The organism is Undibacterium sp. Di27W (assembly GCF_049340345.1).
Classification (GTDB): domain Bacteria; phylum Pseudomonadota; class Gammaproteobacteria; order Burkholderiales; family Burkholderiaceae_D; genus Undibacterium.
In genome coordinates, this window is the sequence record NZ_JBMPOS010000001.1 from 907262 (window position 1) to 919389 (window position 12128).

Here is a 12128-nt window from a genome sequence, read left to right on the forward strand (position 1 = left end):
TCAGGCCTTGACCAGCAAGTGTGGATGCTGGGTAGATAATTCCAGCCATGCATCAAAACCACCTGCAAATGGCCTGACATCTTTAAAGCCCAATTGTCTCAGGATGTGCGCAGCATGCACGGCACCGGCATCGCCAGGGCAGGCGCATATTGTGATGATCATTTCATGCCTTGGCCATTGTCGCGCTGCATTGCCAACCTGCTTGACTTCGCTGACCATAGCGTGCGGTATGCTGCCGGTTTCTGCAATGAACGCCGGGCTGCGCAAATCGATGATATGGGGCAGGGCGCTGGTTTTTATTGTGTCTGACATTTCAGTTGCACTGAAATGAGGGATGGATGCGAGTTTTTCAAAACGCTTCTTTTGCCAGAATTTCCAGGCCAGCCAGCTCAACACCAGGCCTATGAAAATGGCGGCGATACGTATACCTTGTGCCGACAAAAATACCAAAGCAGCTTCAATTTGCGCCTGCAAGGCAAAGCCTGCCAGCAAGGCCAAACCAGCCCATAAAGCTGCACCTGCTGCAGACGCCAGCATGAAGGATGTACGCGGCATACCCAAAGCGCCTGCTACCGGTGGCGCCACCGTAGAAAAGCCGGGAATAAATTTGCCGATCACCAGCGACCACACACCCCAGCGAAGAAACCTTGCTTCTGTCTGGTTCACGCAAGACCCAGGGTTGATCGACATTTTGCATAAAAACTTCAGCACGCTATAGCCAAACTTCTTTCCCGCCTGATACCAGATCAGGTCAGCAATCAGGGATGCAGCCACGGCTGCCATCAACAGCACCAGCAACTGCGTTGATTGCGTGGCCTGACTGGCATTGAACATCATGGTTGGTACCGCTGGCACAGGCAAGCCCAGTTGCTGCAGCAAGACGTTGACAAAAACCATCAAACTATCATTTTGACGAAAAAAATCTGCCAGCCAACCTTGTTGCATATGATTCCTAATCTTGCCGGATATGAATGATCAGTAATGAGTGTGATATTGCAGGAGTTTTAGCCTCAGGCAGCATCAATATGTGCTCACATCTGTGTGAACACATATTGTAGGGCATAGCCGCTACTAACATACAAAGACATATGCTGCCTTCACGCAGCTACAACACAATTCAGGATTACTGTTGCTTGTTTATCCAGGTCTGCACATGCTGTTCCAGCATATCCAGAGGTAAGGGGCCAGCATTGAGCAGGTGGTCGTGAAAGGCGCGCAAGTCAAATTTAGTTCCCAGTGCTGCGTCGGCTTTTTTGCGTAATTCTATGATTTTCAATTGACCTATCTTGTAGCTCAATGCCTGGCCTGGCCAGGCAACATAGCGGTCTACTTCTGATTCTGGCCGTATGCCCGCATGCTTGTCAAAATAATCCAGGGCTTGCTCCCGTGTCCAATGCTTGTCATGTATGCCAGTATCCACCACCAGGCGTATGGCGCGGAAGAGTTCTCCATTCAGCCGGCCCAGATCGCTGACCGGGTCTTGAAAGAATCCTATCTCCTTGCCCAGGCGTTCAGAATATAAGGCCCAGCCTTCTACATAGGCATTGTATTCATCATTCAAGGCGCGGTGGAAGGGATGCATATCCGGCAATTCCTGGGCGATGGAAATCTGCATATGGTGACCGGGTACGCCTTCATGATAAGCCGTTGACTCATTGCCAACCAGACTGCGATTGGCGAAATTATAGGTATTGACCCAGACTTGCCCAGGACGTTTGCCATCTGCCGTCCCTTGTTGATAATTGGTAGCGGCATCTTTTTCCAGAAAATCTGGGATGGCAGCGATTTTCAAATCCGCTTTAGGTAAAACACCGAATAGCTCAGGCAGTTTGGCTTGCATTTGCCTGGTGTAAAACTGGTAATTTTCAATAATCTGTTCACGCGAGCCAGGTTTTTGCCTGGGGTCAGCTTTGACGGCGGCACGAAATTCAGTCGTATTTTTATAGCCAGCCACATGGGCCAGTTGCTCAGTTTGCGCCTCCAGTTCAGCGACTTCCCGCAAACCGATGTCATGGATTTGTTCAGGGCTCAGACTTGTCGTGGTTTGCGTGCGTACTGCAAAACGATATATTTGCTCACCGCCAGGCAAGGACCAGATACCCGGTTCAGCTCTGCCTCTAGGCGCATATTCTGTGCTGACAAATTGTCCTAGTTCCTGGTAGGCCGGGCGCACTTTTTCATCAACAGCCTTGAGTATGGCTGCACGCAATTCAGTTTTTTGGGTTTCAGTAAACTGTGTCGGGAAACGCTTGAGCGGGCTGGCGAAAACATTCCCCTCGCCAGACAAGGCTGCAATTTCAGCGCATTGCACCGCCACTTTTTCAAGGATATAGCGCGGCGGTATCATGCCTTGCTGTTGTCCTTTCCTCGCCAACAGCATCGCCTGCTTGAATTGCTGAGGTACTTGATTCAGGCGCGAGATGTAATCTTTGTAGTGCTGCTCGGTCTCAAACGGAGTGACTGCCAGCAGTTGTGGCAAGGCTGCTTGTACGCCGCTCATTTGCTCTAGCGGCATCAGGTAAGTTTTTAGTTGATAACTACTGAGACGGTCTGACAGGCTGCGTATCAATAACTGACGATCAGTCTGCGCTGCAGGCTTGAGCTTGGCAGATGGGATGGCCTTTATTTTATGCAGCAATACTTTTGCTTCTCGTTCTGCCTCGAGTAGATTTTTTTCTGACAGATCACGCAGCTTTCCATTGAATTTGTATTCACCATACAGTGTCGCCGCTTCTGGATTGATTTTTTGAAAATATTCCCAATAGCGATCAGACAAGGCTTTGAATTGAATTTCTGCCGTGCTCGGGCTGGCAGTGCCTGCCTGGGCAATCGGAGCAAAGGCGGTGCTGACGGCCAGCACCAATGACGAAAGGCGAAGAACGGAGGCGAGGGTGTATTGACGCATGGGTCTCATTTTTTATTAGTTAGGGATGACAAGTCTTGTATCTGACTGCTACTTAAAATCAAAGTTCATAGGAAATATCGACCTTGGCCCTTTGCCATCCATGCACCATATCTGCTTCAGGCAATGATTTCTTCTTCATTCGCCACTGCACGTCCTAATAATTCTGCATACCTGCCCGGGTCCACATTTGATCCACAAACGATGACTGCTACCCGTTTGCCAGCCAGGCGCTGGCGTAAAGGGCCAAACAAGCCAGCAGTGGCAACGGCAGCAGCTGGTTCGGCCACGAGTTTGACATCATGATACAGGTCTGACATAGCGTTGCAGATTTCATCATCACTGACCCTGACGATCTCATCAACAAAGCGCTGGCACACCCGGAAACTGTAGTCCATGGCATAGGGCGCACACAGGCTGTCGGCCACACTATTGACGGTACTTAGTTTCTCTGCCTTCCCTGACTGAAAACTGCGGTACATGGCGTCCGCCCCATAAGGCTCCACCCCGTAAACGGCACAATGTGGCGATATTTGTTTAACGGCAGAAGCAATGCCAGCACACAAGCCGCCACCACCGATAGGTACAATCACCGCATCTAGTTGCACAACTTGCTGCATCAATTCCAAACCTACGGTCGCAGTTCCGAGTGCAGTCAATGGCCCATCATAAGGATGGACCATGGTGCGCTGCTCTTCTTTAACAATACGCTGCCCCAGCGCGAATGCCTTATGCATATCCGCCTCCAGTATCACTTCCGCGTCATCTTGCCTGCAAGCCTTGATACGGGTAGGGCTGGCATGACGTGGCAACACTACTTTGCAAGATACGCCCGCCAGCTTGGCCGCATAGGCAACTGCCATCGCATGATTGCCTGCACTGACGGCTACCACACCACGCTCGCGCGCATCAGCATCCAGCGCTGAAATACAATTCAAAGCACCGCGCAGTTTGAACGTGCCGGTTTTTTGAAACAACTCCAGTTTCAGCCAAACTTCAGTATCAGGCTCCAGTTTGTCCAGGGCAGATCCGGTTTGCCAATGCCAGACCGGTGTGTGCAATACCTGTTGTGATAATTTTGCCGCCGTTTTACGGATATCGGCCAAAGAAGGGTAAGGAAAATCTGTATTCAATAAGGTGGACGGCAAAAACGCAGGGGCGTGCACAGGCCTGTCAGTAGCGACATGGGACATAAAAACTCCAGAATAAAATCAGCAAAAAATCAGATATAGCAAGAGCGTGATAGAGGTAGTAAACCGCTCAGGAAATCAGAACAGGATGAGCTGAAGGGCCGCCAGGCACCGGCATACGCCGTAGCTTAACGACCCGGAATAATTCGAATAATGGAAATGTCGCAGATGGAAACAACAGGCAGCGCAATCGCGTGCACGACAGCAGATGCGGCATTGATTGCGCATAAGTTCGTGTTCAGCAGGGGATGGGTTATTGCGTGCATGCGAAAAACTATAACCAATCACAGGAGTATTGGCAAGCAAACTTTAGTATTGGCAAGCAAACTTTAAAAAAGAGTGGCAAGACAGGTCGGGAATCCTGATCTTGTCCACTCACAAGCCCTGCAAAACGGCCCGGCTGGCCAGAGGGATCAGGGTGTCTTTTCTTCGCGTTTTTCCACAACAATTCTTGGAGTCGCAGGTATTTCTTTCACAGTATAACCCTCGGGGATAGCAAATAAATTCGCTGCTGGTTCAGTGCGTTTTAAATTATTTAGCTTGTAATTCCATTCACCTGTACGTGGGTCCGTCTGTTTTGCGTAGACGGTCATTTGCAGTTCTGGTGAATACCAACTTTCTGAACTGACGGTGATAGGGTTTTTATTACCGACTTCACCAGCGGGGATTTGGTAGGAGCGCATTTTACCTTCTGCGCGTACGCCATCAATGTCACGGCTACCCAGGTCTTTTGTGTTTCCTTTAGCAGTCCAGCGATTATCCAGAAAAGCCATGGACATGGGACTCAAGGCCATGAGGCTGGTGAAATTGCCTGATGCTGAGCTCAGGCTGGTGTGCAGTGCTGGCATGTCGCTGGCGTTACCAGCACGGATGACTCTGACCTGGACTTCTTCGCGCAGGTCTTTGCTGCCCTCTGCCTTGTCACCACTTGTTTTACGCTCTATACGCTTGACAATGACTTCGTCACCATTACGCTGGCTTTCTACGCTGACTGTTTTTCCTTCCTGTTTCAACTTGTCCAGTTTTTCTTTGGCGGCATCAAGTTTTTCTCTGGCACTGGCCATTTTTTCGTCCAGGTCTTTACCCATGTGCATTTTGGTTGCCGTCTTTTTTTCTGGCATGAGGATGTAGCGCAGGTTTTCAACCGGGTCAACGATGACGATGTGCTGGACATTGCCCTTGCTGTCGCGTATTTCCTGACGGGTGCGGCCTGCAGCATCCCTGTAGTTCAAGCTGGTGGTTTTGTTACTGATCTGGTTGCCATCGGCCAGGGTCTGGGTTTTCTCTGTGACGATTTCAGCGGTATATGGAGCATTTTTAATTGGCCGGATACTATGCATGCCTTGCATGCTGACAAATGCCTGGCTCATGGCATCGGAGACTATCTTGCTGACGTTTTTTGAGTCAGGTAAATCAGCCAGTGCCAGCATGGGATGTACAGAGGGCATAGGTGGCATTGCAGGCATCGGTGGAATGGGCGGCAGCGGCGGTACGGCAGGCATTTGTATGATTTCTACGTGGTGACGCACAGGTTTTTCTTCGGCTGGGTTTGCAGTGTCACTGTCTGTATTGGCATGTGCCATTGCCCAGGCAGAGCTTAACAATATGAAGAGTGGCAGTTTGGTTTTCATGATGCTTCCTTTTCTGTGTGTCATTTTTGTCTTTCTATGCTGCTTTAGTTATTAAGTAGCGTTATTGAGTAGCTTATTGCTTACTTCAGGAGTCGCATGGCTAATGGCTCACCATCGGCAGCGACCAGCATTTGCGCCTGCACCATGTCACCAGCTATTTCTGGCGAGACTGGCATACCCAGGCTGGCGAGCCAGGCTGCCGGGACTTCTGCTTCCAGCATGCTAGGTGTTTCGTTATTCAGGCGCTCCAGCGGCACCAGGGCGACAAAAGGAGGAAGTTCTGTACTTGAAACAGTAGTGCTGTCCGGCGTCAATTGATGCTGAGATGCTGGAAACATGACTGTCAGCATGAGCAGGCCAAAGCTGCCACTCAGTGTCAGTAAACCTGCCAGCCAGGGGCGCCAGCGACTGCTACGCGCCTGCTTTTTTTCCTTGGACTGTTGCTTGGCGAAAGCTTGCAATAAAGCCTGCTCGATCGTCGCTGGCGTATTCAGCTCCTGCAAATCTTTGCGCAAAAGGCTGAACTGCTGATCCAGCAAAGCATCTGCATTGCTGGCATCCTGTGTGGTATTCATAAGATCTTTCATCTCTGTGTTCCAGTTTTTCCGGCAGTATCGGGTCGCCAGCCCAGTCTTTCGCTATATTGCAATATAGCGGCACGTGCCCGTGACAGGCGCGAGCGCACTGTCCCTATATCTATGTCGCAAATTACGGCAATCTCTGCGTACGACAGTTCCTGCAATTCATACAAAATAATCACGTCGCGGTAGTGAGGACGCAGTACCGAGACTGCCTGCCGCACATGCTCAGTCATTTGCTGCTGGAAGATAGCGTCTGCTGGTTCTGTTGTTTCACTCATCAAGACTTCTTCTCCATCTTCTTCGCTATGACCTGGTAATGGCTGGTGGCGGCGTTCTGCCTGGTCCTGTTTCAGTAATAAATTCCTGGCTACGCCAAACAAGAAATTCTGCAAACTGCCCAGGCCTGCTTCATAACGGTAAGACTTGCTCAATAAACCCGTGAAAACATCCTGAACTACGTCCGCTGCCAGCGCTGCCTGGCCACATCGCATCAGGGCATAGCGATAGATAGGTCCCTGATGGCGCTGGTACAGGCGTTGAAATGCAGCAACATCACCGTCGCGCATTTGTGTCAGCAAGCTGGAATCTGTCTCTTGGTTTTCCACGTTTATTTGTAGGTTGTTTTAAGGTATTACCTTGAGAGACTTTAAAAGTTCCAATTATTTTATGTTGATGGGATTTTCTTCTCTGCGCACCAATCTGGGGATGATTTGCCACTGTTTGGTGCAGTTTTTCGCAAGGTAGGCTATTTAGCCTTGGTTCAAAACTTGCTGTGTTGCTTTTCATAATGCTTTTGTTGGGCAGTTTCTACTTGCAAGCGGTCGTTGCTTGTTATTTTGGAAATATGGACAAATAATGATTCTGCCTGCTTAAGCGGTTCAGCCTTAAACGGCACTGCCCGAAAGATAATTGAGAAAAATATGGATCTGACACCCAGAGAAAAAGATAAGTTGCTGATATTTACTGCCGCTTTGCTGGCAGAACGGCGCAAGGCACGCGGCCTGAAGCTGAATTACCCGGAAGCAGTCGCCCTGATTACTGCCGCCATCATGGAAGGTGCGCGTGATGGCCGCACGGTGGCTGAACTGATGTCGGAAGGCACGCAAATACTCAGCCGTGCCGACGTCATGGAAGGTGTGCCGGAAATGATTCCTGATATCCAGGTAGAAGCGACTTTTCCGGATGGCAGCAAATTGGTTACCGTTCATCACCCCATTCCTTAGGAGAAAACCATGATACCAGGCGAAACTCTAATAGAGGATGGGGATATAGAACTGAATGTTGGTCGTGCCGTTGTCAGCATTACTGTAGCAAATAGTGGCGACAGGCCGATACAGGTGGGTTCACATTTTCATTTTTTTGAAACCAATCCGGCGCTGCAATTTGAGCGCCAACTGGCCTACGGCATGCGCCTCAATATTGCTGCTGGCACGGCCATACGTTTTGAACCTGGACAGCAGCGCAGCATAGAGCTGGTGGCTTTGGCGGGCGATAGAAAAGTCTATGGATTTAGCGGCAAAGTGATGGGGGCGCTATGAAAATTTCACGTCATGCCTATGCTGAAATGTTTGGGCCGACTACCGGTGACCGTATCCGTCTGGCGGATACCAATCTATTCATAGAAATTGAAAAAGACTTTGCCATCTATGGCGAAGAAGTGAAATTTGGTGGCGGCAAGGTGATACGCGATGGAATGGGCCAGTCGCAAAGGCCGCATGGCCAAGTCATGGATACGGTCATCACCAATGCTGTCATCATTGATCACTGGGGCATAGTCAAGGCAGACATCGGCATTAAAAATGGTTTGATTGCCTGTATAGGCAAGGCGGGCAATCCGGATATACAGTCTGGCGTTGATATGGCAATTGGTGGCGCCACCGAGATTATTGCCGGTGAAGGCAAGATCGTGACTGCTGGTGGCATCGATTCACACATTCATTTTATCTGTCCGCAGCAGATTGAAGAAGCATTGATGAGTGGCGTCACCACCATGTTGGGTGGTGGTACTGGCCCAGCCACCGGCACGGCGGCAACCACCTGTACCCCAGGCCCCTGGCATATGCATTCCATGCTGATGGCGGCAGATGCTTTTCCCATGAACCTGGGTTTTATGGGTAAGGGCAATGTCAGTCTGCCTTTACCGCTGGAAGAGCAGATCAGGGCAGGCGCCATAGGTTTGAAGCTGCATGAAGACTGGGGCACGACGCCACAAGCCATCGATAATTGCCTGACCGTGGCTGACAATATGGATGTGCAGGTTGCCATCCACAGTGACACGCTGAACGAAGGAGGCTTTCTGGAGCACACTCTGGCGGCATTCAAGGACAGGACTATCCACACCTTCCATACCGAAGGTGCGGGCGGTGGTCATGCACCGGATATTATCGCTGCGGTGGGCGAAGCGAATGTACTGCCATCATCCACCAATCCTACCCGGCCTTACACCGTCAATACTCTGGACGAGCATCTCGACATGCTCATGGTCTGTCATCACCTGGACCCGGCGATTGCAGAAGACATTGCTTTTGCCGAATCACGCATACGGCGCGAAACCATCGCGGCTGAAGATATTTTGCATGATATCGGTGCCATTTCCATGATGTCTTCTGATTCCCAGGCCATGGGCCGAGTAGGCGAAGTCATCATGCGCACCTGGCAAACGGCAGACAAGATGAAGCAGCAACGCGGTTCACTGGCGGAGGACAATGCGCGTCACGATAACTTTCGTGTTAAACGCTATATCGCCAAATATACGATCAATCCGGCGCTGACCCATGGCATTGCTCATGCAGTAGGTTCGCTGGAAGTAGGCAAGATTGCCGACATCGTCTTGTGGAAGCCCGCATTCTTTGGTGTCAAACCATCAATGATCATCAAGGGTGGCATGATCGCTGCAGCACAGATGGGTGACCCGAATGCATCGATACCAACGCCACAGCCTGTGCATTACCGCATGATGTTTGGTGCCTTTGGTGGTGGGCTGAAAAAGTCGTTTACCTTTGTCTCGCAGGCGGGGTTGGATGCGGGTCTGGCAGACCAGCTGAAGCTGAACAAGACCCTGATTGCTGTTAAAAACACGCGCCAGATTCGCAAGAAGGACATGATACACAATAGTCTGACGCCAAAAATGGAAGTTGATTCTGAAACCTATGAAGTCCGTGCCAATGGTGAATTACTGGTATGCGAACCGGCAAAAATCCTGCCCATGGCCCAACGTTATTTTTTATTTTAAACAATGCTGACATTACAAACAAAGATAGCGACTGCCGATAGCATCGCCGGGCAACTGGTCTTGCCGTATGAATTGCGTGAAAAAAGCCGTTTGCGTGCCACTCTTGCCAGCGGTGAAGATGTGGCAGTGTTTACCGTGCGCGGTACAGTCATGCGCCATGGTGACCTGATGCTGGGTAATGATGGGCGCGTGATTGAAGTCATTGCGGCTGCTGAGCCTACCTATAAAGTGCAATGTGATACTGCGTTTAATTTATTGCGTTGTGCCTTCCATCTAGGCAACCGTCATACCCAGGCGCAGGTCGGTGATGGTTTTTTGCGCATACGCAAAGACCCGGTGCTGAAGGAAATGTTGCAAGGGCTTGGCGCAGTCGTCACTGAAGAGCAGGCCAGTTTTGAGCCTGAATCAGGTGCATATGGTGGTGGCCATCATCATGGCGGCGATGACGGGCATCCGCACAATCCACTGGCACCGATACCCTTGCGCCAGCGTATACATCGTCCTTCAGACAGCAAGGCTTGAACATGCAGTCTGCAGCCTTACTCCACCTCCTGCAACTGGCCAGCCCGTCTTTGCCTATCGGTGCCTATAGTTATTCGCAAGGGATGGAAGCGGCGATAGAAAAAGGCCTGGTGCGCAACGAAGCGTCAGCCAGGGAATGGATCATTAACTGCCTGCATGAAGTAGTGGCCCGTTTTGAAGCACCTGTACTGTGGCGCTTGTTGCAGGCTTTTGAAAGCAGGGACTTGGCTGAAGTATCGCACTGGACAGGTTTGTTCATTGCTGCCAGGGATACCGCAGAATTTCGAGCAGAGAGCATACAGATGGGCTATTCGCTGGGAAAACTGGTAAACGATCTGAAGATTGCGGATGCCGAGCTACTGGCGATATTGCTGGCACAGCACGAATTGCCTTTGCCCACGGCCTTGGCTGCTGCTGCGGTTGCCTTGCAGGTACCGCCAGAATCGGTCTTGCTGGGTATGCTGTTTTCATGGGCGGAGAATCAGGTGCTGGTGGGGGTTAAATCCATTCCCCTGGGCCAGGTATCAGGACAACGCCTGTTGCTGTCGCTGCGACCTGAGCTGGAAAAAGCCGCAAGACTGGCGCAAGAGCTGGAAGACGATCAATTATCGAACTGGGCCCCAGGCTTGTCTTTGCTGTCCATGCAGCATGAGGTGCAGTACAGCCGCTTGTACAGATCATAAAAATTAAAACAGGAAACGAAAAAATGAACACCCAAAATTTAAGCTCACCAGAACCAAATCCCCTGCGCGTAGGCATAGGTGGCCCGGTCGGCTCAGGCAAAACTGCACTCTGCGAAATGCTGTGCAAAAGCATGCGTGATCATTATGAAATGGCTGTCATCACCAATGACATCTACACCAAGGAAGACATGGAAATCCTGCTGCGTGCAGATGCCTTGCCTGCCGAGCGTTTGATGGGGGTGGAAACCGGTGGCTGCCCACATACTGCGATACGTGAAGATGCCTCGATCAATCTGGAAGCGATAGCTCGCATGAGCGCAGATTTTCCTGATCTTGATTTGATACTGGTTGAGTCAGGCGGTGACAACCTGGCGGCCACCTTCAGTCCTGAATTGTCTGATTTGACGATTTACGTCATTGATGTGGCTGGCGGAGAAAAAATCCCGCGCAAGGGCGGGCCCGGTATTACCCGTTCTGATTTATTGATCATCAATAAAACCGATCTTGCACCGCACGTCGGTGCCAATCTTGACATCATGGCACAAGACGCCAAGCGCATGCGCGGTGAACGGCCCTTTGTATTCACCAATTTGCGCACTGGCGATGGGCTTGAGGCGGTAGTAAGTTTCATACGCAAACAAGGCTTGCTGGATGAGTAGTTCATCGCATGCCTGGTCGAGAGTAGCAGTTTTTATTAAAAGGAAGAAGTCTATATGAAATATCGGTCTGAGGCTGCCCCCCTCAAATTACTGGCATTGGTCACTTTGTTTTGTCTGGGTGCACCAGCTTTTGCCCATGTGAGCGCGACGCATGGCGTCCATGGATTCGAGGCGGGTTTTTTGCATCCTTTGCTAGGCGTGGATCATTTGCTGGCCATGCTGGCTATAGGTATTTGGGCGGCCCAGCACAAGGGCAAGGCGTTCTGGATATTGCCGCTGGTTTTCCCCCTGGCAATGATGGCCGGGGCATGGTTAGGGATCCAAGGGGTACAAATTCCTGGTGTTGAAGGAGGGATTGCTGTTTCAGTCTTGATACTGGGACTGTTGATTGCTGCCGCCATCAAATTACCATTGCTTATCAGTGCCGTGCTGGTTAGTTTGTTTGCTTTGGCGCATGGCTATGCTCACGGTATCGAAATCGCTGCAGGTGCGTCAGCGATCTGGTTTGTGGTGGGTTTTGTTTTTTCTACAGCTCTGCTGCATGCCTCAGGCCTACTGGCAGCGCTCTCCGTAAACCGGTTTTTATCAGAAAAAATGAATCGGGTAGCTGGTGCTGCTATTGCAATGACAGGCTTGTTTTTTGTCGCGGCATTGACTTGATCTTGAATAGAGTAAGCTGAGCTGAACCAAGCAAAAAAATCCTGCAATATCATTGTTCATGATATTGC

Annotated in this window: 13 protein-coding genes; 7 read left to right on the plus strand and 6 right to left on the minus strand. The window is 50.6% G+C overall.

Going from position 1 to position 12128, the window contains the following annotated elements; translation table 11 throughout:
* The 6 genes from ACO0LF_RS04095 to ACO0LF_RS04120 all read right to left on the minus strand — a co-directional run bounded on the left by ACO0LF_RS04095 (position 1) and on the right by ACO0LF_RS04120 (position 6909).
* Positions 1-945: a VTT domain-containing protein gene (locus ACO0LF_RS04095; protein WP_423012145.1), complete on the minus strand. Its 945-nt coding sequence runs from the start codon at positions 943-945 to the stop codon at positions 1-3.
* Positions 946-1123: 178 nt separating this feature from the next.
* On the minus strand, positions 1124-2905 hold the full coding sequence (locus tag ACO0LF_RS04100; protein WP_423012147.1) for a DUF885 domain-containing protein: 1782 nt from the start codon (positions 2903-2905) through the stop codon (positions 1124-1126).
* Between the two features lie 116 nt (positions 2906-3021).
* Positions 3022-4095, minus strand: a complete 1074-nt coding sequence (locus ACO0LF_RS04105) for a threonine ammonia-lyase (protein WP_423012149.1) — start codon at positions 4093-4095, stop codon at positions 3022-3024.
* 410 nt (positions 4096-4505) lie between these two features.
* Positions 4506-5723: a hypothetical protein gene (locus ACO0LF_RS04110; protein WP_423012151.1), complete on the minus strand. Its 1218-nt coding sequence runs from the start codon at positions 5721-5723 to the stop codon at positions 4506-4508.
* An 80-nt stretch (positions 5724-5803) separates the two neighbouring features.
* A complete protein-coding gene (locus ACO0LF_RS04115; RefSeq protein ID WP_423012153.1) occupies positions 5804-6298 on the minus strand; it encodes a hypothetical protein in 495 nt (164 codons plus the stop codon).
* An 8-nt stretch (positions 6299-6306) separates the two neighbouring features.
* On the minus strand, positions 6307-6909 hold the full coding sequence (locus ACO0LF_RS04120) for an RNA polymerase sigma factor (RefSeq protein ID WP_423012155.1): 603 nt from the start codon (positions 6907-6909) through the stop codon (positions 6307-6309).
* A 315-nt stretch (positions 6910-7224) separates the two neighbouring features.
* Between ACO0LF_RS04120 and ACO0LF_RS04125 the strand changes: the two genes are divergently transcribed.
* The 7 genes from ACO0LF_RS04125 to ACO0LF_RS04155 are packed head-to-tail and all read left to right on the plus strand — an operon-like array spanning position 7225 to position 12060.
* Complete coding sequence (locus ACO0LF_RS04125; RefSeq protein WP_110253278.1) at positions 7225-7527, plus strand: urease subunit gamma; 303 nt, start codon at positions 7225-7227, stop codon at positions 7525-7527.
* A gap of 9 nt (positions 7528-7536) precedes the next feature.
* Positions 7537-7842: an urease subunit beta gene (locus ACO0LF_RS04130; protein ID WP_423012157.1), complete on the plus strand. Its 306-nt coding sequence runs from the start codon at positions 7537-7539 to the stop codon at positions 7840-7842.
* A complete protein-coding gene (gene ureC, locus ACO0LF_RS04135) occupies positions 7839-9536 on the plus strand; it encodes an urease subunit alpha (protein WP_423012159.1) in 1698 nt (565 codons plus the stop codon). Before ACO0LF_RS04130 ends, ureC begins: the two co-directional genes overlap by 4 nt.
* A gap of 3 nt (positions 9537-9539) precedes the next feature.
* The gene (ureE, locus tag ACO0LF_RS04140; protein ID WP_423012161.1) at positions 9540-10058 is read left to right on the plus strand and encodes an urease accessory protein UreE; all 519 of its coding nucleotides are present in this window, start codon (positions 9540-9542) and stop codon (positions 10056-10058) included.
* Between the two features lie 2 nt (positions 10059-10060).
* Positions 10061-10741, plus strand: coding sequence for an urease accessory protein UreF (locus ACO0LF_RS04145; RefSeq protein ID WP_423012163.1), 681 nt, complete (start codon positions 10061-10063; stop codon positions 10739-10741).
* A gap of 23 nt (positions 10742-10764) precedes the next feature.
* Positions 10765-11400: an urease accessory protein UreG gene (ureG, locus tag ACO0LF_RS04150; protein ID WP_423012165.1), complete on the plus strand. Its 636-nt coding sequence runs from the start codon at positions 10765-10767 to the stop codon at positions 11398-11400.
* 54 nt (positions 11401-11454) lie between these two features.
* Positions 11455-12060 carry a HupE/UreJ family protein gene (locus tag ACO0LF_RS04155; protein WP_423012167.1) on the plus strand — a complete coding sequence of 202 codons (606 nt, stop codon included), beginning with the start codon at positions 11455-11457 and terminating at the stop codon, positions 12058-12060.
* Positions 12061-12128: the final 68 nt, after the last annotated feature.

Bases quoted from the DNA above. Each gene is read 5' to 3' on its own strand.
- ACO0LF_RS04095 (WP_423012145.1), bottom strand. From the start codon at position 945: ATGCAACAAGGTTGGCTGGCAGATTTTTTTCGTCAAAATGATAGTTTG.
- ACO0LF_RS04100 (WP_423012147.1), bottom strand. From the start codon at position 2,905: ATGCGTCAATACACCCTCGCCTCCGTTCTTCGCCTTTCGTCATTGGTG.
- ACO0LF_RS04105 (WP_423012149.1), bottom strand. From the start codon at position 4,095: ATGTCCCATGTCGCTACTGACAGGCCTGTGCACGCCCCTGCGTTTTTG.
- ACO0LF_RS04110 (WP_423012151.1), bottom strand. From the start codon at position 5,723: ATGAAAACCAAACTGCCACTCTTCATATTGTTAAGCTCTGCCTGGGCA.
- ACO0LF_RS04115 (WP_423012153.1), bottom strand. From the start codon at position 6,298: ATGAATACCACACAGGATGCCAGCAATGCAGATGCTTTGCTGGATCAG.
- ACO0LF_RS04125 (WP_110253278.1), top strand. From the start codon at position 7,225: ATGGATCTGACACCCAGAGAAAAAGATAAGTTGCTGATATTTACTGCC.
- ACO0LF_RS04130 (WP_423012157.1), top strand. From the start codon at position 7,537: ATGATACCAGGCGAAACTCTAATAGAGGATGGGGATATAGAACTGAAT.
- ureC (WP_423012159.1), top strand. From the start codon at position 7,839: ATGAAAATTTCACGTCATGCCTATGCTGAAATGTTTGGGCCGACTACC.
- ureE (WP_423012161.1), top strand. From the start codon at position 9,540: ATGCTGACATTACAAACAAAGATAGCGACTGCCGATAGCATCGCCGGG.
- ACO0LF_RS04145 (WP_423012163.1), top strand. From the start codon at position 10,061: ATGCAGTCTGCAGCCTTACTCCACCTCCTGCAACTGGCCAGCCCGTCT.
- ureG (WP_423012165.1), top strand. From the start codon at position 10,765: ATGAACACCCAAAATTTAAGCTCACCAGAACCAAATCCCCTGCGCGTA.
- ACO0LF_RS04155 (WP_423012167.1), top strand. From the start codon at position 11,455: ATGAAATATCGGTCTGAGGCTGCCCCCCTCAAATTACTGGCATTGGTC.